The organism is Pseudomonas sp. zjy_15 (genome assembly GCF_043101865.1).
Classification (GTDB): Bacteria; Pseudomonadota; Gammaproteobacteria; order Pseudomonadales; family Pseudomonadaceae; genus Aquipseudomonas; species Aquipseudomonas putida_Y.
This window is the reverse complement of the sequence record NZ_JBICII010000107.1, coordinates 1-19,484: the sequence shown is the minus strand read 5'-3', so window position 1 is coordinate 19,484 and position 19,484 is coordinate 1. Positions and strand designations below refer to the sequence as shown.

The 19,484-nt window shown below is 57.1% G+C and carries 25 protein-coding genes; 20 read left to right on the top strand and 5 right to left on the bottom strand.

The annotated features are described in order from the left end of the window. Nucleotides 1–259: 259 nt before the first annotated feature. The gene (locus ACF8EF_RS20785; RefSeq protein WP_176683652.1) at nt 260–2,368 is read left to right on the top strand and encodes a molybdopterin-dependent oxidoreductase; all 2,109 of its coding nucleotides are present in this window, start codon (nt 260–262) and stop codon (nt 2,366–2,368) included. 91 nt (nt 2,369–2,459) lie between these two features. Beyond that, nucleotides 2,460–2,795, top strand: coding sequence for a Grx4 family monothiol glutaredoxin (gene grxD, locus ACF8EF_RS20780; protein WP_021781969.1), 336 nt, complete (start codon nt 2,460–2,462; stop codon nt 2,793–2,795). 57 nt (nt 2,796–2,852) lie between these two features. On the opposite strand, the gene bfr is transcribed toward grxD, so the two are convergent. Next, nucleotides 2,853–3,326, bottom strand: a complete 474-nt coding sequence (bfr, locus tag ACF8EF_RS20775; RefSeq protein ID WP_003254948.1) for a bacterioferritin — start codon at nt 3,324–3,326, stop codon at nt 2,853–2,855. A gap of 329 nt (nt 3,327–3,655) precedes the next feature. Between bfr and ACF8EF_RS20770 the strand changes: the two genes are divergently transcribed. The 16 genes from ACF8EF_RS20770 (at nt 3,656) to ACF8EF_RS20695 (ending at nt 14,291) form a co-directional block, all read left to right on the top strand. Then, entirely contained in the window at nt 3,656–4,921 is a 1,266-nt protein-coding gene (locus tag ACF8EF_RS20770; protein WP_392529335.1) for a tyrosine-type recombinase/integrase, read from the top strand. Between the two features lie 220 nt (nt 4,922–5,141). Further along, entirely contained in the window at nt 5,142–5,324 is a 183-nt protein-coding gene (locus tag ACF8EF_RS20765; protein ID WP_279840305.1) for a helix-turn-helix domain-containing protein, read from the top strand. A 180-nt stretch (nt 5,325–5,504) separates the two neighbouring features. Further along, the gene (locus tag ACF8EF_RS20760; RefSeq protein WP_392529333.1) at nt 5,505–7,661 is read left to right on the top strand and encodes a hypothetical protein; all 2,157 of its coding nucleotides are present in this window, start codon (nt 5,505–5,507) and stop codon (nt 7,659–7,661) included. 270 nt (nt 7,662–7,931) lie between these two features. Beyond that, nucleotides 7,932–8,219 carry a hypothetical protein gene (locus tag ACF8EF_RS20755; protein ID WP_392529331.1) on the top strand — a complete coding sequence of 96 codons (288 nt, stop codon included), beginning with the start codon at nt 7,932–7,934 and terminating at the stop codon, nt 8,217–8,219. An 88-nt stretch (nt 8,220–8,307) separates the two neighbouring features. Further along, the gene (locus ACF8EF_RS20750) at nt 8,308–8,544 is read left to right on the top strand and encodes a hypothetical protein (protein ID WP_392529329.1); all 237 of its coding nucleotides are present in this window, start codon (nt 8,308–8,310) and stop codon (nt 8,542–8,544) included. A 243-nt stretch (nt 8,545–8,787) separates the two neighbouring features. Continuing rightward, the gene (locus ACF8EF_RS20745) at nt 8,788–8,931 is read left to right on the top strand and encodes a hypothetical protein (protein ID WP_392529327.1); all 144 of its coding nucleotides are present in this window, start codon (nt 8,788–8,790) and stop codon (nt 8,929–8,931) included. Then, nucleotides 8,912–9,295 carry a hypothetical protein gene (locus ACF8EF_RS20740; RefSeq protein ID WP_392529325.1) on the top strand — a complete coding sequence of 128 codons (384 nt, stop codon included), beginning with the start codon at nt 8,912–8,914 and terminating at the stop codon, nt 9,293–9,295. The genes ACF8EF_RS20745 and ACF8EF_RS20740 overlap by 20 nt, the downstream gene beginning before the upstream one ends. A gap of 97 nt (nt 9,296–9,392) precedes the next feature. Beyond that, a complete protein-coding gene (locus ACF8EF_RS20735) occupies nt 9,393–9,863 on the top strand; it encodes a hypothetical protein (RefSeq protein ID WP_392529323.1) in 471 nt (156 codons plus the stop codon). After that, nucleotides 9,860–10,345, top strand: coding sequence for a hypothetical protein (locus ACF8EF_RS20730; protein ID WP_392529322.1), 486 nt, complete (start codon nt 9,860–9,862; stop codon nt 10,343–10,345). The genes ACF8EF_RS20735 and ACF8EF_RS20730 overlap by 4 nt, the downstream gene beginning before the upstream one ends. Next, a complete protein-coding gene (locus ACF8EF_RS20725) occupies nt 10,342–10,611 on the top strand; it encodes a hypothetical protein (protein ID WP_392529321.1) in 270 nt (89 codons plus the stop codon). The genes ACF8EF_RS20730 and ACF8EF_RS20725 overlap by 4 nt, the downstream gene beginning before the upstream one ends. Then, nucleotides 10,608–11,591, top strand: a complete 984-nt coding sequence (locus tag ACF8EF_RS20720; RefSeq protein WP_392529319.1) for a hypothetical protein — start codon at nt 10,608–10,610, stop codon at nt 11,589–11,591. Before ACF8EF_RS20725 ends, ACF8EF_RS20720 begins: the two co-directional genes overlap by 4 nt. A gap of 1 nt (nt 11,592) precedes the next feature. Continuing rightward, entirely contained in the window at nt 11,593–11,904 is a 312-nt protein-coding gene (locus ACF8EF_RS20715; protein WP_392529317.1) for a hypothetical protein, read from the top strand. Nucleotides 11,905–11,912: 8 nt separating this feature from the next. Further along, nucleotides 11,913–12,329, top strand: coding sequence for a hypothetical protein (locus tag ACF8EF_RS20710; protein WP_392529315.1), 417 nt, complete (start codon nt 11,913–11,915; stop codon nt 12,327–12,329). A 291-nt stretch (nt 12,330–12,620) separates the two neighbouring features. Then, nucleotides 12,621–13,211: a hypothetical protein gene (locus tag ACF8EF_RS20705; RefSeq protein ID WP_392529313.1), complete on the top strand. Its 591-nt coding sequence runs from the start codon at nt 12,621–12,623 to the stop codon at nt 13,209–13,211. Nucleotides 13,212–13,287: 76 nt separating this feature from the next. Then, nucleotides 13,288–13,473: a hypothetical protein gene (locus ACF8EF_RS20700; protein WP_279840285.1), complete on the top strand. Its 186-nt coding sequence runs from the start codon at nt 13,288–13,290 to the stop codon at nt 13,471–13,473. Nucleotides 13,474–13,517: 44 nt separating this feature from the next. Next, on the top strand, nt 13,518–14,291 hold the full coding sequence (locus ACF8EF_RS20695; RefSeq protein WP_392529311.1) for a hypothetical protein: 774 nt from the start codon (nt 13,518–13,520) through the stop codon (nt 14,289–14,291). A 104-nt stretch (nt 14,292–14,395) separates the two neighbouring features. Here the strand turns inward: ACF8EF_RS20695 and ACF8EF_RS20690 are convergent, their stop codons facing one another. Next, entirely contained in the window at nt 14,396–14,734 is a 339-nt protein-coding gene (locus ACF8EF_RS20690; RefSeq protein ID WP_392529309.1) for a hypothetical protein, read from the bottom strand. A gap of 568 nt (nt 14,735–15,302) precedes the next feature. Further along, complete coding sequence (locus ACF8EF_RS20685) at nt 15,303–15,521, bottom strand: bacterioferritin-associated ferredoxin (RefSeq protein WP_003254947.1); 219 nt, start codon at nt 15,519–15,521, stop codon at nt 15,303–15,305. Nucleotides 15,522–15,745: 224 nt separating this feature from the next. Here ACF8EF_RS20685 and ACF8EF_RS20680 point away from each other — a divergent pair, with 224 nt between their 5' ends. Continuing rightward, nucleotides 15,746–16,348, top strand: a complete 603-nt coding sequence (locus ACF8EF_RS20680; protein ID WP_003254945.1) for a peroxiredoxin — start codon at nt 15,746–15,748, stop codon at nt 16,346–16,348. Between the two features lie 159 nt (nt 16,349–16,507). Here the strand turns inward: ACF8EF_RS20680 and rnt are convergent, their stop codons facing one another. Next, a complete protein-coding gene (gene rnt, locus ACF8EF_RS20675) occupies nt 16,508–17,119 on the bottom strand; it encodes a ribonuclease T (RefSeq protein WP_010952252.1) in 612 nt (203 codons plus the stop codon). A gap of 59 nt (nt 17,120–17,178) precedes the next feature. Continuing rightward, nucleotides 17,179–18,225: a dihydroorotase gene (pyrC, locus tag ACF8EF_RS20670; protein ID WP_176683651.1), complete on the bottom strand. Its 1,047-nt coding sequence runs from the start codon at nt 18,223–18,225 to the stop codon at nt 17,179–17,181. Nucleotides 18,226–18,355: 130 nt separating this feature from the next. On the opposite strand from pyrC, the gene ACF8EF_RS20665 reads away from it, so the two are divergent. Beyond that, entirely contained in the window at nt 18,356–19,288 is a 933-nt protein-coding gene (locus ACF8EF_RS20665) for an OmpA family protein (RefSeq protein ID WP_176683650.1), read from the top strand. Nucleotides 19,289–19,484 lie beyond the last annotated feature (196 nt).

Below are 19,484 nucleotides of genomic sequence, written 5' to 3'. Positions count from 1 at the left end.
CTATAAGTAAATGTCGCCTGAAGCCAAGGGGGGAAAAGCGGCCTGATCGCAAAGGGTGTTGCAAAGGGTGTCTTTGCCCGTTGGCCCGTGCTGTTCTTTATTTGCTACACAAGGTTGTACACGGCTTGCCGGCAATTTGGCAAATGGCTGTCGTAAATCGTGCGCCTGATGTCGGTGGATTCACACGGCGAAGCGCACTGGCCGCAGGCAGGGGGCGGGCGCATAGTCACTGTTCGACAACAACAAGGCAGAGGCGGCCATGACCAAGACCCTGCATCACCGTGCCTGTCACCTGTGCGAAGCAATCTGCGGGCTCAGCATCGAAGTCAGCCATGAGCAGGACGGGCGGGCCCTGATCAGCTCGATCAAGGGCGACCCACTTGACCCGTTCAGCCGTGGCCATGTCTGTCCCAAGGCCGTGGCGTTGCAGGACATTCAGAACGACCCGGATCGCCTGCGTCAGCCACACAAGCGAGTAGGCGAGCATTGGCACGCCATTGGCTGGGATGAGGCCTTCGCACTGGCTGCCGAAAAACTGTGGGCGGTCCAGCAGGCCCATGGGCGCAATGCCGTGGCGGTCTACCAAGGCAATCCGAGTGTGCACAATTACGGCTTGATGACCCACAGCAACTACTTTCTGGGCCTGCTCAAGACCCGTAACCGTTTCTCTGCCACTTCAGTGGACCAGTTGCCCCAACACCTGGTCAGCCACTTGATGTATGGGCATGGGCTGCTGCTGCCGATTCCGGACATCGACCACACCGGGTTCATGCTGATTCTTGGCGGCAACCCGCTGGCCTCCAATGGCAGCATCATGACCGTTCCGGACGTGGAGAAGCGCCTGAAGGCCCTGCGGGCGCGTGGTGGGCGCCTGGTGGTGGTTGACCCTCGGCGTAGCGAAACGGCGGCAATGGCTGACCGCCACTTGTTCATTCGCCCCGGTGGGGATGCAGCCCTGTTGTGCGGCTTGCTCAACACATTGTTCGAAGAAGGCCTGGCTCGGGGCTCACACTTGCCGGTCAGCGGCCTGCAGCAGGTGCGCGAGGCCATTGCGCCGTTCAGTGCCGAGGCCATGAGCGCCCAATGTGGTATTGCTGCAGCGGACATCCGCCAGCTGGCACGCGACTTCGCTGCTGCCGGGCAGGCCGTGTGCTACGGCCGCATGGGCGTCTCGACCCAAGCATTTGGCACTCTCTGCCATTGGCTGGTGCAACTTGTGAACCTGGTGACCGGCAACCTCGATCGCAGTGGCGGCGCGTTGTGCACGGAGCCTGCCGTCGACTTGGTGGCAACCACCTCGGGTGGCCATTTCAATGCCTGGCAGAGCCGTGTGTCGGGCTTGCCCGAGTACGGCGGCGAGCTGCCTGTGGCGGCCCTGGCGGAGGAAATGCAAACACCGGGCGAAGGGCAGGTGCGCGCCCTGGTGACAGTCGCCGGCAACCCTGTGTTGTCCACACCTAACGGTCGCCAGCTGGATGCGGCGCTGGAGGGGTTGGAGTTCATGCTCAGTATCGATCTCTACATCAACGAAACCACCCGCCATGCCGACCTGATCCTGCCCTCTACCACCGCGCTGGAAAACGATCATTACGACAGCACCTTCAACCTGCTGGCGGTGCGCAACGTCACGCGCTTCAACCGGGCGATCCTGGCCAAGCCGGAGGGGGCACTGCATGACTGGGAGATTTTCGTCGGTCTGGCGCAGGCGTTTGCCAAGCGTGCCGAGTTGGAGTTGAAGCCGACCTGGTCGCCTGCGCAGATGATTGATCAAGCCCTGCGCAAAGGGCGCTACGGTGAAGCAACGCGTTGGCAGCTTTCCCTGGCAACACTGGACGATCACCCGCACGGGCTTGACCTGGGGGCGTTACGCAGCAACCTCGCTGGGCGGCTGGCGACTGCCAGCAAGGCTGTCGAAGCAGCCCCGCAGGTTTTGCTCGACGACCTGCACCGCCTGGCGCAAATGACGCCCCCGGCGCCGGGCGAACTGCTGCTGATCGGGCGCCGCCATGTGCGCAGCAACAACTCGTGGATGCACAACTTCCATCGCCTGGTGAAAGGCAAGCCACGGCATCAGTTGTTGATGCACCCGCAAGACTTGCAGCAGCGGCAACTGCAGGATGGCCAGCGCGTGCGCATCCGTTCACGTACTGGCTCACTGGAGGTCGAGGTGCAGGCCTGCGAGGACATGATGCCCGGTGTGGTCAGCTTGCCCCATGGCTTTGGTCATGGTCGTCAGGGTGTGCGCATGCAAATCGCGCAGGCGCAACCTGGCGTGAGTGCCAATGACCTGACCGATGAGCGCTTTCGGGACCAGGTATCCGGAAACGCTGCGCTCAATGGCGTACCTGTGCAGGTCGAGGCCGCTTGAGGAACGGCAAGGCCGAGCACGGCGCTCGGCTTTCCGTTACAATGCGACACCGTGCCGACGACTGTGTCGGATAGTTCAGCCGAGGTGCTACATGGATATCATCGAAACGATCAAAGAGCAGATTGCCAACAACACCATTCTGCTTTACATGAAAGGCTCGCCGAATGCCCCGCAATGCGGCTTCTCTGCGCGTGCATCGCAGGCCGTGATGGGTTGTGGCGAAAAGTTCGCCTACGTCGACATCCTGCAGAACCCGGAAATTCGCGCCAACCTGCCAAAATACGCCAACTGGCCGACCTTCCCGCAATTGTGGGTAGCCGGTGAGCTGGTTGGCGGCAGCGACATCATGCTGGAAATGTTCGAGAACGGTGAGCTGCAAACCCTGATCAAGGAAGCGGCTGCCAAGGCCAAGGCTTCTGAAGCCTGATCTTCCGGCAAGCATGAAAAAACCCGCTGATCGCGGGTTTTTTCATGGGGCGAATATTTATTCTTCGCCCATCTGTGACTGCAGGTAGTTCTCGATACCGATCTTGTCGATCAGACCCAGTTGGGTTTCCAGCCAGTCGATGTGTTCTTCCTCGGACTCGAGGATATCTTCGAGCACGTCACGGGAGCCGAAGTCGCCAGCGGTTTCACAATGGGCGATGGCTGCCTTCAGGTCGACCAGGCCTTGCTGTTCGATCTTCAGATCGCACTCAAGCATTTCCTTGGTGTGCTCGCCGATCAACAGTTTGCCCAGGTCCTGAACGTTAGGAATACCTTCGAGGAACAAAATACGCTTGATCAGTTTGTCAGCGTGCTTCATTTCATCGATGGATTCTTTGTACTCGTGCTTGCCGAGTTTGTTCAGCCCCCAATCTTCGTACATGCGTGCGTGCAGGAAGTACTGGTTGATCGCGACCAGCTCGTTTCCGAGGATCTTGTTGAGATGCTGGATGACGCTTACGTCGCCTTTCATGTCGGGTTCCTGCCCTGTAGAAGTGTGTCAATCCACTGAAGTTTGAGCCCGATACTTAGGTGTGTCAAACCTAAGTTCTTGAATACTAAGTGAAAATTAATAGGAATAAGAATGTTTGTGAACCGCGTTGCACCGCTAACTTATTGAATTTCAGGCATAAAAAAACCGGACACCAGGTCCGAGGCCATGCTTTTTCGCCTAGATTCATGCGGTTTCATACTCCTTTACGGTCTAGTGTTTTCGGGGCTTCAGCGGCTCTATGGGGCTACGCTGAAATTATCCGGGTTACACCTGCTGCGTAACCCGAGCGTAACCCGTAGAGGCCCACGATGAGCAGCAACGTGAATTTCACTCAAGTAGCGCTAAATGGCCTGCCGCTTCCCGCGCCTGGGGAGCGTGCCGTTTATCATGATTTTGGTGGATCGCAGTCGGTTTCCGGGTTGGAGGTGCGCGTCACCAGCACCGGCGTCAAGACCTTCAGCGTTTTCAAACGGGTCGCGGGTGGAAAGCCTGAGCGCGTCACAATCGGCAAGTTTCCCGAGGTCTCGATTGACCAGGCGCGTCGGAAAGCTAAAGCGATCATCGCCCAGCTAGCCGCCGGGGTAAGCCCAAGCGAAACCAAGCGCGAAGCTCGGGTGCAGGGTATGACCCTGGCTGAAGCCATGACCCGCTATATAGAAGAACAGACCCGCGAGGATAACGGCATGCACCTCAAGGCGCGCACCAGGTCCGACTACTTGGGCATGATCCAGCCGTCGCGGCAAACCGCGAAGGGCAAGGCGACCAAGGGCGGGCTGCTGCGCAAGCTGGCCAACAAGCCGATTCGCGCCATCGCCGCCTACGAGATAAAGGCCGTGAACGATGAAAACAAGGCGCAGCGCGGCGAACGCCAGGCGACCTATGCGATGCAGGTTTTGCGGGCGGTGCTGAACTTCTATGGCGTCAAGGTCAAGAACGGCCCGTTCGATAAGGGGACGCCAAAGGCCGAGCGGATCATGACCCCAAAGACGCAGGCCAGCGAGGATGCACCGGTGGAGGCGCTGCTGGAGAACCTTGGGGCGTTCTGGAGGGCGTTGGGCGCCGTGCAGACGCCCACGGGCGACTACCTGCGGTTCCTGCTGTTGACCGGCTGCCGCCCTGGCGAGCCGCTGTGCGTGCCGGTCGCTGACTGCAACATGGCAGCCGGGAAGGTACTACTGCGCGATACCAAGACCCGCACCGATCACACGCTGTTGCTGTCACGGCAGGGGCTGGAAATCGTGCAACGGCAAGTTGAGGGCAGAGCACCGACCGAGCGCTTGTTTCCGATCACCAACGTCGAAGCGCACCAGCTGGCCCACGAACTGTCGGCCACTACCGGTTTAACCTTCACACCTAAAAACCTGCGCGCCACGTTCACGTCGATTGCCAGCGAGCTGGTTAGTGTCAACGTCTACAAACGAATAATGAATCGTGGGAAGAAAAACGATACAGACGATAAACACTATATAAAAATTCTCGAAGCGCAGATGCGCGAAGGCTGGCAAAAGGTCGCTGACCATATAGAAGCCACGGCCGCCGATAATGTTATCCCGATATCAGTTAAATTGAGTTAAATCTAAAAGGCCCTCTGTGAAGGGCCTTTTTATTATCCCGACAAATGGTAAAAGCCGGTTAACGGAAAGCGGGGCTTAGAATTTTCAAGGGGTTGTAGAGGGCCTTGTATCACGCTTGTATTTTAACGCTACAGAACTTGAAGGTCCGTCCATTTGATATCCAGTAGTGCCGGATGTAGTCTGATTTTGTAGTCAGTCATTCGCTGTCGCGAGGTTTCCGATGAACGAGAAATTCAATACCGAACAGGCCGCCGAATACCTGGGTCTTAAACCCGGCACGCTGAACATCTGGCGTTGCACGAAAGTTTCACCGGCGCCCGCGTACATTAAAATGGGGACAAAGGTTTATTACCTGAAGAAAGACTTGGATGCGTACATTGAAAGTCAAACTGTGCGGGCTTGAGAAGCCGCGCGACTGGCTGACGAATAAAGAAAAACCGACCTGGAGTGGGGCAGGCCGGTTCAAGTGAGAGCAACTTTGAAAAAGTACACCGGGAACGCCGGGGATCAATCGACAGCACCAAGTGGTATTTTCAATATAAACCCACTGGTGTTACTTGGCAACATCAGGGGATAGTTACTCATGACCATTGACGATGTGTTCGACCATATCAGTCCGCTCAAGCGCTGGGTGCCATTTAAACTGGTCTTCAATCCAAAGCGCGGTAAGCATGACAAGGTGCCAGACAACGGGCGCCATGGCTTATCCACCGCTGACCCAATGGACTGGCGCCCACTGCTGGGTGCGATCAAGACTGCCAAGGAGGGGTTCGGCCTGTCCGGTGTAGGCCTTGTCATGACTGGTGGTATCGAGGTCGACGGGCTCACGCTGGTCGGCTTCGACTTCGATGATGTGGATGAAGAATTCACCATCCCGTTTGAAACGTACACTGAGTGGTCGCCATCTAAAAAAGGCGTGCGCGCTTTTGCGTGGGCGCCTACTGAATGGTGCAAAAAATATCAAGACTCCACCAACCCCAAGCCGCCCCATTGCGACCACGCTGAAATCTATATCGGCACGGCTCCACGCTTTCTGACCGTCACCTTCAACGCTATCCAGATACTTGAGTTTAAACAACTCACGTCGGCGGATTTAAAAACCATCGTCTCGTGGGGCATGAAACCCTATGTGGAAAAGGTCGAGCCGTCCATAGCACCGGACACGGCGGGCAAGCCTGCCGACTTGACCCGCGTCCGGCTCACCGATGACCAGAAACAACTGGTCGACGGCACGTTCAAGGGTGATAAGTCCAAGACCATGCAAGGTCTTATCATCCGTCTGCTGGACAGAAACTTATCCAATGAAGACGTATTTGCCACGCTGGTACATGAGCCAAACCTGTGGGCGTATCTGCTCAGTCACCGCAGTAACAATGAAGACAAGGCGCTTAAATTCGCCAAAAAAGAAATAAACACCGCCTATCCACTATCCAAAAAAGGCAAGCGCGAAAAGCTTGTTTCGTTCAACAAAAAATGGGCCATTGAAACGCCCAACGAGGCAACTATGGATTATGGCCCGCCGCCGTTCCCGAAGAAACTCTACTACGAGGCGCCCGGTCTGGTGGGCGAGATTGGTAAGTGGATCATGGGGGCGTCATATGCGCCGAGAGAGGAATACGCCTACGCGACCGCATTAGTGGTCATGTCCTGCCTGATCGGCCCGTACTGTAGTTTCAGCCGCGAATCCAAAGTCAATTTGTTCATCGTTTTGGTGGGCGACACCGGCGACGGTAAAAACGAGGCATTCGATTCTGGAATAAAGTTGCTTTCCATGACCGACGCCAAAGATTGCGTGCTGGACTTTCCGGCCTCGGATGTTGCCTTGCGCCGCCAGCTGGTGGCCAACCCTAACGCCTTGATTCGCGCCGATGAAGTGGCACACACCATCGAATGCTTGAGCCGGGGCGATGCGAACGGCGGCAAGCTGATGAAGATGATACTGGACACCTATAACAATTCCCGGTTGCCGCCCAAGGTTTACGCCGACAGCAAGAACTCATTACCGGCTGTGGAAAATCCTTTTGTACAGATCATCGGTGGCACGACCGGGAAGATATGGGACGTTATACAGCCCAAGCATCTGGAGGACGGCACGTTAAATCGAATCATCTTTGTCAGCCTGCCGGATGATGCGCCGTACAGCGAAAACGATGACCCGAGCTATGAACTGCCCAAAGCTTTGAAAGACCGGCTCAACACATTCTGGCAGCAAGGACGGATGCACGACCTGATCGGCGACATGCCCAACTTTGGTCGCCGCGTCGAGTTCGCCCCCGAGGTGAAAGAGGCGGTGAAAGCTTTGGGGCCAGTGCTCCACCAGCGGGGCAAGGAAAGCGAACGTGGCGCGCTTTACGGCCGCTTTATCCTGAACACCAGCAAGATCGCCACCATCCTGGCGGTGGGTGACGGGCGCATGGCGGTAACGATGGCCGACTTCGAGCAGGCGCGGGCGTTCATGGAGTGGAGCATCGAGAACACTCACTACCAGGTAAGCGCCAAGATCGCGGGAAGCCAATTCGAGAAGCTGGCCAAGAAACTCCAGCGGATTCTGGAAAAGGCAGGCGGCAGGATGACCCTGCGCGATCTGTACAAGGCCGCAAATATCTACAAGTGGGAAGCCGACAAGGTGATCGACACCATGGAAGCTAGCGGCACCGTGGTGCTCCATGAGGAGGATAACGAGAGTCGAAACGGCACCACGACGACGTGGGTCGAGCTGTACAGGGGGGGACAAGAATGAAGGCTCACACTGTCCACGGATACTGTCTTACTGTCCTAAAAAATGGGCTCACACTGTCCGTACTGTACACCGACCCTTTAGGACAGTTTGAGCCGCTCTACACCGGGCTCTCTACATACTGTCTTAAAAAAAATATATCTATCCATGTAAATGAGCCTTTTAACGGGTTTTAACGCTGTTTTAAGCCAAAAAAGCCACTTTTAGGCCGGTGTAGAGAGATTTTGGAAAAAAAGTAAGACAGTATGATTTTGCCCTGTGGAGGGTCGTGAAATGAAACCCAAGATGCTGGTCCACCCATCGCAAGCCAGGACGATTGCCAGCCCGGTGGAGATTGAGCGACTGCTCTCTATGGGGTGGGTGTTGGCCGCGCCGAAACCAAAGACGGCAATGGCAGCCCGGATGCGTACGCTGCGCGCTCGCCGAAGGGCTGAGGGTTGGACTGTTTTCACGCTTTGGGCGAGCAGCGAAGACGCTGATGCTATCAGGGCCGCCCAGCGCCCCGGCGAGACTCTGGTGGAAATGCTAATTCGTTTAGTGCGCAAACAAAGTTTGCTCTAACGAATTTGTATGGGTGGCATACAGGATTAGAAAACGGCCAGCATCTTTAGTGGAAGGCTGTAACCCGCAAACTATGAGGCCTGGGAGAATGAAAGATCATCTGATGCTTGAGTTCTATAAATCTCAAACCAGCTTCGACGATGATGTTTTTGCGAACTGGTGCGCCTGGTGCGTCGATCATGCTGAGCCGCATGGTTCCTACAGTGAGTTCGTGGGACGCCTGTCCCGTTGCCACATCGCGCAGTTGCGGGTGAGAAATTCCAGGTCCGGCCACCTGCCGGCCCTGCAAATCGGCCAGCCAAAAATACTCAAAACGGATCATTGATCCGCTGTTTTTACCAGTGAAAGCACCATGCTAGAGCGGATACACCGTTTTGGGGTTACGAAAGGGTCACGGGAAGCGAACAAAGCATGGGGTTTCGGGAAGCCGGCCAAGCCCCAGAAAGACCAAAAAGAGCCCAGCTGTGAAGCGCAGGCAATATCCCTGTGGGTATGGGCGAAATAGACCAGAAATACGCCAGAGGCGCACGGGGCGGCCTGCTGGGGGCATGATTGGAGGATTCGACTGATGAAAACGACGAGACTGGTAACGCTGCTCGACACTGCCTGCCCTGAATACCGCGAAACGCCCTGGCGGCCACGCGGCCACAAAGTCTTCAATGGCATAAGGGTGATCAAGGGGGCAAATGGTTATGACCAGCACGACATATGAATCCAGTGCTCCCTACCAGCGCGCCCTGGACTGTTCGGTGCCAAGCCAGTGGCAGCCACAGCTGCGCGCCGACCTGAACGAATTGCAGCGCCTGCGCGCCGCCCACCTCGCTGCGCCCCCAACTGTGGCTGACCCCGACAAGATCGCGGCCATGCAGGCACGCGGCCGCCACGCTGGCACGACGAAGGTCGAGCGCAAGCGCGCCGCTGTAGCCGCTGTGGTCGGTGACAATATGCAGGTGGTGGTGAAGTGGGATCGGTCCCGGCGCAGTCGTGCGGAATGGTTAAAGCGGGTGATGAATGATGATGCCCCAGCGGTCGGGTGGCGCTATATCGACAACTATCTAAAAACCCTGTCACTCTAATAGTTAGACAAACAGGGTATCTGCACTCCCGGCATTAACATCGGCACTTCGCAGCGCTATACATAATTCCAACACATACCAGTTGGAGTACCCGCAAGTGTCCAGATCCGATGTTGCGACCGAACGCCGCCAGCCCATAATCACCCTCGCACCGAAAGATGTTCGACTGCGCGAATCAGCGGGTAACGAATTCCGCATTGTCGTCCCGGCAGGTGTTCCACTTGAGCGCTTGAGCGAGTCAAGCTTCTACGCTGTGGTGGCTCACCAGTTCAACCCGTTCGATGAACTTATCCTGATCGACGCAGGGCGCACGTATTGGGCGCGGTATCTCGTACTTCAATCTGGAATGGGATATTGCGAAGTGTTCCAGTTGGCCTTCGTCAAACTGCCCGCGATGTTGTGCGCCGTCGGTGAGAGGCTACCGTCCAACCATCGCTTGGTGTACACCGGCCCCGAGACCCTCTGGAGTGCTGTTCGCAATAGTGATGGGGTCGTAATTATCCAGAACGCCAGGACGCAGGAGGATTGTCTTGAACAACTTCTGCAACACGCGAGCTTGCGACCATGAACACTGAAAATATCAATCGGCACGTTCAAGCTGTGGCTATTCAGTTCATATCCTATCGCGGCCCCATAAATTCTATGTCCAACTATGTCGCGGGCTCGATGGGTGACGCCGCGCCCGATATTGAACTACTGACCAACTACCTGCGCAAACCAGAAACCCACGAAGAGCTGCTATTAAGGTGGGATATCGGCATCTGGCGAAACACCGCCGGTGATTGGTCGCTGGTATCGCTTGCTGCGCCTTCGTCCATTGAGCAGATGAAATACCGGCTGGAACATTTCCCAACATCTAACACGCAATGTCGCTGGTGCCTACAAGATGCGAAGCGCTTGGCACATATCGAGCTGATCCCTGAAAAAGATATCCACGGCAATCCGGTGGATAACTCGTGGCTGCATAAACATTGCATGCGCCCGTGGCTGACCATGCGTAATCAGGTCGCCCGTGCGCAGACCCATCCAACGAAGGAAAGCCTGATATGAAACTTCCATTGCCCACCTATCGCCACCCCGGCAACGCCCACCAGCTGATCGAGGTTATATCGATGTTCGTAAATAAAATTGACGAAGCGATTAAAAATCTTATCGCGGAACCGAACATGAGATTTCACGGCAGGAACCACATGATCCAATTAATCATGCACCGCGCAGGGCTTTTTATGTCCGAGGAGTCTTTCAGGGATGTGAAGCGCTATTTAGGGGATGAAGGCGCTGACGCACTTCTTCGAGACTTTGGGTGCGAATCATGAGTAACGATATCGACCTCTACACCCCCGGTGATATTCAGCCCTACGACCCCGGCCAGCCTGTGCTGGCGCCCCTTTCACCAGCACCGGATACCTGGGGTCGCGACGATGTTTTAACGCCACGGGAAATCGCCAATTACCAAGGTCTAAGTGGCCCCACTCTATTCGGTGCTGCGCTCCCACCTGGAACTACGTCACAGCAAATAAACGCTATCCTCGGTGAGTTGGGTGGCGTCTACATGGCAGACTTCGCCAAGCTGGGCTATCCATCACATTTAGTTCAAGCGGCCATTGCGTTTATCACAGCCAACGCCACCAAGGCGCCAACCAAAGTACGGCGGAATCACAGTTTTAAACTGCCATCGACCGAAACTGGTGACTGGCTCGCCGAGTCCTTTGCTAATCATCTACAGACCCTTAGCGGCACGCTGCAAGAACGCCAGCGGTTCTTAGACGCCAGTCTCCAGTGGCTGGCCCTGGCAAACAAGAAGCTCGGCGCAACGCAAACCCAGGTTGGAAGGCAGGCACACGGAAGTGCACCCCGCTCCACTGAAGCGATGCTAGCTCAGTTGTCAGATTCTGATTACAACAAAGTGATCAAGATCAATGAGCAGGCATTGGCTAATGCCATGCAGACTCTCCAGCAGCGGTGGGGTGAATTCACCTATTTACAGAACATCGCTATTGCGCAACGCTATCTCGATTCCCTGCCCGCAAAAGATCAGGCTTATTTTGACCAGTTCACGAATGTGAACGGTGTGGACTGGGTTCACTTAAGGAATACCGCGGATTTTATAATTTCTATGTTTGATGCCGCTACCGGAGCGCACAATATTCCGAAATCAGGCGGGGCTGTGCAAGCCGAAATAAACCAGATCGAAAGCTTAATGCGCACACCAGCTACCAGACGCGCCTATATGAATGATCCACAACTGCAAGGTCGTCTGCGTACGCTTTACGATATACGTGATCAGGAGAAATAAAATGGCATATTCATCTACCAACCCAGCCCGTGTCGCCGCTGCGTTCGGACTCACGGATGGCAAACAAGTTTTCCTGTACGAATCCACTCACGCGCATGCTGCCATCGAGTCGACAGCGGGATTTTTCATCGGCTGTGGCTTCGGTTCACCATCAGCATCCTGTGTCGGCATGAAGGTTGGCGACCTGTTGGTGAACGTCAACCATAGTACCGCAGGCAGCTCTGCTATCACCTGGCACCGGGTTACATCGCTGACTACTTCCACAGGTTTTAACAGTCCGATCACTCCCATCTTGTCGGTCGCGAGTAGCTGAGGTAAGTCATGAACAGCAAACTTTCTTTGATCGCCAGGCAAGTGGAAAGGCGAGAACAGCAGCAGGCCCCGGCACCTGTGGAAACTTCGGGCATTGGCGGCGCCATCGAAGCCGTGATCGAGCGGATGGTGGAAGAGCGTGTCGCGGCTGCCCTTGCAGAACAGCGGCGCCAGCTTGAGTTCAACAAGCCCAAACCCGTCACTGACTACAGAGACCTGCCGCCGATACCACGGACGCGGGCGCCCAAGGCCATGGAATGTCAGCTCTACCGTGACGAACTGCGCCGGGTCAATAGAATCTCAATTGGTACCATGGAATTCGTCGTCCAGCGAAACGAAGTCGGGCAAGTTGTTCGGATGGTGCCAGCTGACATCGCGCCGCTACCGCCTGCTGTGCCACCGGCAGATATCAACCGAGGTGCCTGACCATGGCGACCGTCACTTTCAGCAGCACCGATTCAGTCTCAGAGGCCCTAGCCGTCAAGTTAGCGCTGTCGCTGTGGTTATCTGAACAGCCAAAACCCGAGGCTGCACCGCCAGCCCGCGCCCATTGCAAGTACGACGAGAATGGCGATTTGCGCACCTTGGTCGTGACCCTTGGGGGTGACTAACATGGCCACGCGAGGCAGACCGCCAGGACAAGGCAAAGTGCCAGGCAGTGGCCGGGTGAAAGGCCGGTCAATCGACAAGGGCGAGAGGCAACTTGTAACGAGCCAGATGGCGGGCGACCTGCTGGCCGTCTACGAATCGCTGGGCGGCGCCGAGTGGCTGCTCAAGTTCGCCAAGGCCAACCCCAAGGAATTCATCCAGCATCTGAGCCGCCTATTCCCGGCGCCTCAGCGCGATGACGCCGACTTCGCGCAGCAGAACAATCAGTTCAATTTCAACAACCTCAACCCATTGGAGGCAGCCCGGAGAGTCGCCTTCGCGCTGAACGCTGGCATTCACGCACAGGGCGAACAGGCGTTGGAACCGGCGCTGATCGAAGTCACAGGTCGGACTCCGGCACCCGAGCCCGAAATGTCGCCCCAGGCTGCCTGCCGCTGGGGGGCGCCCGATCAGCCGAACCCGTCACCAGAGCCCGAAGGCCTCGATCAAGACCGCCAGCGCTGGGCGCAAGAGATACATCTGACATCCGAGGAAAGGGCCGACAATGCCCTCACCCGAGAGACCCGCGAATGCAGCCTCGAAACGTACTATGGCAGTTCCGCCGAGCAGTTCGACGCCCCAGCCCGACCGTCATCGCGCCAGCCATCCCCCGGTGAACGGTGCCGGGCATTGAGCCGTCGCGGGCGTGACTTGCTGTAGCCTCTAGTCAAACGACCAACGGTAGTGCCTCTGTGCAGGTGAGCACCTATAGTACCCCCATAAAAAGGAGGCTGACATGAAAGTCCCACTGTCAGAAAATGCGAAGCTTATGCTGGCGGATCCTAAAGCCGTTCGGGAGTTTATGACTGCCATTATTGCCCAAGATGACGCGCCCTTAGATAAGCCTATTGAAATCCCACCAATCACAGTGCGCGCCAGTGAAAAACAAAACTTTAAAATAAAGCTTGAGAAGGTGGATTAGAGGCACCTAAATCCACCTTCTCAAGCAAATAAAGAAGACTGGAAATGGAAATCGCACTGCCGGCGATTATAATATTCCTCCTAGTCTCACCAGGATTTATTTTTCGCGCACAGTTCAAAAGAGCGGAGCGTGAGACTTTCGACTACTCACCATTTGGAAGAGTTGTAGGGCAAGCTTTCCTTTGGACCGTGGTTCTGCATATTTTGTGGCTAATAATAACGTGGTGGTTACTTAATTCCACGATCGACATAAAAATACTAATGAGACTACTCTCATCAACGCATCAAGAGTCTTCATTTGACGCCGTGTCTAAAGACGTTATTAGAATTACATCGTACTTTTTAAGCTTGTATCTTTTCTGCTGGGCTGTTCCTCCACTTCTTCGCAAAAGTATCATTAAGTACCGCCTAGATCGAAAAGATTATTGGTTTAGCTGGCTTCGCATGGATGCCCCTTGGTATTACTTGTTACAAGGTGCTGACCTAACGAAAAAGCCGGACGTCATAGCGATCTCAGCCATAGTAAATGTCGGTGACAAACCAATCCTATATTATGGGGTGCTGGTCGATTACATAGTAGATAGACATAACGGAGAGCTGAACAGGCTAATTTTAAGTGGCGCATTTCGGTGGGAGCTAGAAAAATTTGACAAGGCCAATACGACTCAAGACAAAATGATGATAAGCGAGCCTATAGATGGTAACTATCTTGTAATTAGTTACGACGAAACAATAACGCTAAACATAAAATATCTGCAAGAATCCACAGATACTGACCCGACGCCCGATCCAGGCAACGCCGACGCCCAGCCTGATTAGTGATCACACCCAATCCAGCCACAACGGGCCTCCAGGGCAGGCGCCTAGGCCTGCCCCGGCTGTGACGCCTGGACCGCCACGGCAGTGATCACCTCAGCGGCCCATCATTCAGCCTGAATACGTGCCCATTCGTTGGCATATTGCTCGGCCTCGTTAACGCAGTCTTGGCACAGCGCGGCGTCGTAGTACGCCTCATTGCTCAAGGCTTCAACCAATGCTTTCCCTTCAAGCGTGACTGCACACTCGTTGTGGTATCCGCCCGGATTCTCCACGCCGTCGCACGGGCGAGACAGGAAAGGTTGCACCACCTTTTGTTGGAGGGCAGACAGCTGATCGTAACCCTTGTCGACCGCCTGCTGGGCTATACCTCGGACCTTTGGGTCCTCGTCATCCAAGCTGCCATTTTTGAGGAGAATTTCTAACACTTTCTGCTCAACGCTCATGTGAATCTCCATGAAAATTTGAAGCACCTGCCGCAGCAGTAGGAGCCAAACGATACCACCGCGTCGCACCGGATCGGAAGGCTACGCAGGGGCTATTTTGTGCCAGGACAACATTACCCAAAAACAAAGCTTTGCTAGCCTTTACGTCTGAGGTCAAGCGGGTTTGCGATACCGAGCAATATGAACTGGAGAGCCCAGATAGGCACCATGAACAGTGCCGATATCTGCCATGTGTCGTCGTTGAAAATCCCTTTGTCAAACATATTGAAAATATGTGCCGCAATGGCTGCCAGCCAAAAAACGATCAGTGTCCTTCGGACTATCTCTTTCATCCCGTCCCTCTGCGTCGGATTGGCTGGCGTCCCCAATGAGCGCAGCAGCTCGAGACGCTACCGTTTCGCCAGTATTCTGTCCACCGACCCGACAGGTGGCGGATGTGACCCCGACGTAACCCCGGCCAGAAACGACAAAGGCCTACATCGCTGTAGGCCTTTGTTTTGTATCAAATTCTTGACTGTTTCGGGCTTGGAATACGCGGACACCAGGTCCGGTTCTTGAAATTCTGGGTTCAGGCAGCGGTAAATTCGACGGGGTAGGGCAGGGCTGCCTGGCTGACCTGAAGCTCGGTCAGGGTCTCGCGGACCACCTGCTTGGCCACGCAGGCGCATTTCCCACACTGGCTGGCGACATTGGTGGCGGCTCGCACTTCCTTGTAACTGCAGCATCCTTCATAGATCGCATCGCGGATCTGTCCGTCGGTAACGCCGACACAAAGACACACATACATAAGGGCTGACCATCGCTGGTTGGGTCGATGGGTTGGAGCTTAATGGTAATGAGAATGCTTGTCAAAGATCTTTCTGAGAGGGCTGTGCTTGAGCGACCGGTGGTCGCTTTGTCGACGGAGTCGGCCTGTCATGAGAAGCCGTGTATGATGGTCGGCCTTTGTTGGATGTCGGGCAAGCCCGTCTGGCCCGGCAAACGGTTTTTCACCCTCATCAGGAGATTACAATGAGCGTACTCGTTGGTAAGAAAGCCCCCGATTTCACCGTTCCGGCCGTGCTGGGCAATGGCGAGATCGTCGATAGCTTCAACCTGGCCTCGGCCATCAAGGGCAAGTACGGCCTGGTGTTCTTCTACCCGCTGGACTTCACCTTCGTCTGCCCGTCCGAGCTGATCGCCCTGGACAACCGCATCCCTGACTTCCAGGCGCGCAACGTGGAAGTGATCGGCGTGTCGATCGACTCGCACTTCACCCACAACGCCTGGCGTAACACCCCGGTCAACAACGGCGGCATCGGTCAGGTGAAGTACACCCTGGCTGCCGACATGACCCACGAAATCTGCAAAGCCTACGACGTCGAGTCCGAAGGCGGCGTGGCCTTCCGTGGTGCCTTCCTGATCGATACCAACGGTGTTGTCCGTTCGCAGATCGTCAACGACCTGCCACTGGGCCGTAACATGGACGAGCTGCTGCGTCTGGTCGACGCCCTGCAGTTCCACGAAGAGCACGGCGAAGTCTGCCCTGCCAACTGGAAAAAAGGCGACAAGGGCATGAACGCTTCGCCTGAAGGCGTTGCTGCCTACCTGAGCGAGAACGCTGGCAAGCTGTAATTGCTGTGCGCATGAAAAAACCGGCCTTCGTGGCCGGTTTTTTTATGCCTTCCTGTGCCGGCCTCTTCGCGGGCGCGCCCGCTCCCACCGATTCTCTGCATGCCTGAAGGCAAAGGTGAACCTGTGGGGGCGGGCGTGCCCGCGAATGCTTTTGGCAGATCAATCGTTGAAATCGCGCCAGCCGCCCATTTCTTTCCAGCGGTTGACGATGCCACAGAACAGTTCAGCGGTTTTCTCGGTGTCGTAACGTGCCGAGTGCGCCTCACGCCCGTCGAAGTCGATGTCGGCGCTCTGACAGGCCCGCGCCAGCACGGTCTGGCCATACGCCAGGCCCGCCAGGGTGGCGGTGTCGAAGCTGGAGAACGGGTGGAACGGGTTGCGCTTCAGGTCATTACGCGCCACTGCCGCATTGAGGAAGCCCAGGTCGAAGCTGCTGTTGTGGCCGACCAGAATCGCCCGCTTGCAGCCGTTGGCCTTGAGTGCCTTGCGCACGCCGCGGAAGATGTCGGTCATCGCGCTTTCCTCGCTGACCGCCATGCGCAGCGGGTGGTCCAGCTTGATCCCGGTGAACTCAAGCGCGGCCGGCTCGATGTTGGCGCCCTCGAACGGCTCCACTCGGTGGAAGTAGGTATGTTCGGGGAACAGGAAGCCTTTCTCGTCCATGCCGATGGTGACAGCGGCAATCTCCAGCAATGCATCGGTGGCGCTGTTGAAACCGCCGGTTTCAACATCCACCACGACCGGCAGATAGCCGCGGAAGCGTTCGGCCATCGGGTGGCGAGGACCGCTGCTGCCTTGGGTTTCCAGGTCGTCTTCGTAAAGGTCTTCGCTCACGCGTTTGCCTCCAGCAGGCGCCAGCGCAGTTTTTCGCCAGCGCGCAGCGGGACTACGGTTTGCTCGCCAAATGGCAGGCTTTCCGGAGCGGTCCATTCTTCGCGGACCAGGGTAATGGTGTCGGTGTTCGCCGGCAGGCCATAGAAGGCCGGGCCGTGCAGGCTGGCGAAGCCTTCCAGCTTGTCCAGCGCGTTACGTTGTTCGAACGCTTCGGCGTACATCTCGATGGCCGCATAGGCGGTGTAGCAACCCGCGCAACCGCAGGCTGCTTCCTTGGCGTGCCGGGCATGAGGTGCCGAGTCGGTGCCGAGGAAGAACTTCGGGTTGCCGCTGGTGGCGGCGTCCAGCAAGGCCACCTGGTGCGTGTTGCGCTTGAGGATCGGCAGGCAGTAGAAGTGCGGGCGAATGCCGCCAACCAGCATGTGGTTGCGGTTGTACAGCAGGTGCTGGGCGGTGATGGTCGCACCCACGTTGGCCGGGGCCTCGGTGACGAACTGCGCGGCGTCGCTGGTGGTGATGTGTTCGAACACCACTTTCAGCGTCGGGAAGCGCTCGACCACACGGCGCATGTGCTCGTCGATGAAGCGCTTCTCGCGGTCGAACACGTCGATCTCGCTGCGGGTCACTTCGCCATGCACCAGCAGCGGCATGCCCACTTCCGCCAGTGCCTCCAGGGCCGGGAAGATGTTGTCGATGCTGGTCACGCCGGAATCGGAGTTGGTGGTGGCACCGGCCGGGTACAACTTGGCGGCGTACACGAAACCGCTGGCCTTGGCCGCGCGGACGTCCTCGGGGCTGATGTTGTCGGTGAGGTACAGCACCATCAGCGGCTCGAAGCGGCTGCCGGCCGGGCGGGCAGCCAGAATGCGCTCACGGTAGGCGCCGGCCTCGGCGGCATTGCGCACCGGCGGAACCAGGTTGGGCATGATGATGGCACGGGCGAAGGTACGCGCCACGTCGCCAACGGTGTGGGGCAGGACGGCACCATCGCGCAGATGGATGTGCCAGTCGTCGGGGCGCAGGAGGGTCAGGCGATCGGACATTGGGGATTCCAGGCGGGTCGAACTCAAGCCCCAATCCTACCGGAAAACCCCGGGGCGAGCACGGCTATCAAGTTTTCCGCGCGGCGTCCGATAGCCTGCTGGTAAGCCGTCAGAAATTGTGGAGCCGCCCGTGCGCCAGCGTTACCTAGCCCTGTTGACCCTGTTCGCCAGCCTGCCGGCCGGCGCACTGACTTTCCAGACGCGCATGGAGAACATTGCCTGGAAGGTCGAGGGTGACCAGTTCGAGTGCCGTCTGAGCCAGCCGATCGAAGGTTTCGGCAGCGGTACGTTCGTGCGCCGGGCAGGCGAGCAGCCGGTGTTCCAGCTGCGTTCGGACAGCAATGTACTGGGTGCCGGCACCGCCAGCCTGCTGGCCGCGGCAGCGCCATGGCAACCTGGGCGTGGCGATATCAACCTGGGCCATGTGCGTATGGCCCGCAGCGGTGTGCTGTTCAGCTCCTCCCAAGGGCAGGCCAGCCGGCTGATCAACGGTTTGCTCGACGGGCGTAGCACAGTCGTGCGCAACTACACCGGTGAGGCGGGCAGGCCGATGGAGGTGCGTGTGCTGCCGGTCAGCTTCGCCAAGGCCTACAATGACTATCAGGTCTGTGCGGGCAAGCTGTTGCCGATGAACTACGATCAGGTGCGCCAGACTCAAGTGGGCTTCCCTGGGGGCGGTTTCGAGCTGGATGCAGCAGCCAAGGCGCGGCTGGAGGTGATTCTCGACTACCTGAAGGCCGACCCCACGGTTAACCATATCGAGCTCAACGGCCACTCCGACAACAGTGGCAACCGCCTGACCAACCGCGACCTGTCGCGCCGTCGCGCATTGGCCGTGGCCGATTACTTCAAGGCTCACGGTGTGCCGCAAGAGCAGATTACTGTGCGCTTCCATGGCGAGCGTTATCCGCTGGCGAAGAACAACAGTGCGTCGAACCGGGCGCGTAATCGGCGGGTGAATATCGAGCTGGATCGGGTGGCGGTGGTTGAGAAGCCGGTGGAAAAGCCGGTTGAGCAAGCGGCGCCGGCTGTTGCACCGGTATCAGGGGCGAAGGCGCCCTGAGATCTGGTCGGTGTGTGTCATGGGCTCGCATCAAGGCCGCCAGGGGGTCGTCACAACATTTTCAGCGCCTGTGAGATCGAGCGCCGCCCGCGCGGCGCTTCGCGGGTAAACCCGCTCCTACGTTTGTTTCGGGCCAATTATGCCTGTGGGATCCGCGCGCGAACGCCTTGGCATACACCTCGAAATCGCGTTGTAC

Coding starts and splice junctions, on each gene's coding strand:
- rnt (WP_010952252.1), bottom strand. CDS start 17,119: ATGGCCGAACGCTTCCGCGGCTATCTGCCGGTCGTGGTGGATGTTGAA.
- ACF8EF_RS20745 (WP_392529327.1), top strand. CDS start 8,788: ATGAAAACGACGAGACTGGTAACGCTGCTCGACACTGCCTGCCCTGAA.
- ACF8EF_RS20690 (WP_392529309.1), bottom strand. CDS start 14,734: ATGAGCGTTGAGCAGAAAGTGTTAGAAATTCTCCTCAAAAATGGCAGC.
- ACF8EF_RS20685 (WP_003254947.1), bottom strand. CDS start 15,521: ATGTATGTGTGTCTTTGTGTCGGCGTTACCGACGGACAGATCCGCGAT.
- ACF8EF_RS20680 (WP_003254945.1), top strand. CDS start 15,746: ATGAGCGTACTCGTTGGTAAGAAAGCCCCCGATTTCACCGTTCCGGCC.
- ACF8EF_RS20695 (WP_392529311.1), top strand. CDS start 13,518: ATGGAAATCGCACTGCCGGCGATTATAATATTCCTCCTAGTCTCACCA.
- grxD (WP_021781969.1), top strand. CDS start 2,460: ATGGATATCATCGAAACGATCAAAGAGCAGATTGCCAACAACACCATT.
- ACF8EF_RS20730 (WP_392529322.1), top strand. CDS start 9,860: ATGAACACTGAAAATATCAATCGGCACGTTCAAGCTGTGGCTATTCAG.
- bfr (WP_003254948.1), bottom strand. CDS start 3,326: ATGAAAGGCGACGTAAGCGTCATCCAGCATCTCAACAAGATCCTCGGA.
- ACF8EF_RS20740 (WP_392529325.1), top strand. CDS start 8,912: ATGACCAGCACGACATATGAATCCAGTGCTCCCTACCAGCGCGCCCTG.
- ACF8EF_RS20785 (WP_176683652.1), top strand. CDS start 260: ATGACCAAGACCCTGCATCACCGTGCCTGTCACCTGTGCGAAGCAATC.
- ACF8EF_RS20715 (WP_392529317.1), top strand. CDS start 11,593: ATGGCATATTCATCTACCAACCCAGCCCGTGTCGCCGCTGCGTTCGGA.
- ACF8EF_RS20700 (WP_279840285.1), top strand. CDS start 13,288: ATGAAAGTCCCACTGTCAGAAAATGCGAAGCTTATGCTGGCGGATCCT.
- ACF8EF_RS20705 (WP_392529313.1), top strand. CDS start 12,621: ATGGCGGGCGACCTGCTGGCCGTCTACGAATCGCTGGGCGGCGCCGAG.
- ACF8EF_RS20760 (WP_392529333.1), top strand. CDS start 5,505: ATGACCATTGACGATGTGTTCGACCATATCAGTCCGCTCAAGCGCTGG.
- ACF8EF_RS20710 (WP_392529315.1), top strand. CDS start 11,913: ATGAACAGCAAACTTTCTTTGATCGCCAGGCAAGTGGAAAGGCGAGAA.
- ACF8EF_RS20725 (WP_392529321.1), top strand. CDS start 10,342: ATGAAACTTCCATTGCCCACCTATCGCCACCCCGGCAACGCCCACCAG.
- ACF8EF_RS20765 (WP_279840305.1), top strand. CDS start 5,142: ATGAACGAGAAATTCAATACCGAACAGGCCGCCGAATACCTGGGTCTT.
- ACF8EF_RS20770 (WP_392529335.1), top strand. CDS start 3,656: ATGAGCAGCAACGTGAATTTCACTCAAGTAGCGCTAAATGGCCTGCCG.
- ACF8EF_RS20755 (WP_392529331.1), top strand. CDS start 7,932: ATGAAACCCAAGATGCTGGTCCACCCATCGCAAGCCAGGACGATTGCC.
- ACF8EF_RS20750 (WP_392529329.1), top strand. CDS start 8,308: ATGAAAGATCATCTGATGCTTGAGTTCTATAAATCTCAAACCAGCTTC.
- pyrC (WP_176683651.1), bottom strand. CDS start 18,225: ATGTCCGATCGCCTGACCCTCCTGCGCCCCGACGACTGGCACATCCAT.
- ACF8EF_RS20720 (WP_392529319.1), top strand. CDS start 10,608: ATGAGTAACGATATCGACCTCTACACCCCCGGTGATATTCAGCCCTAC.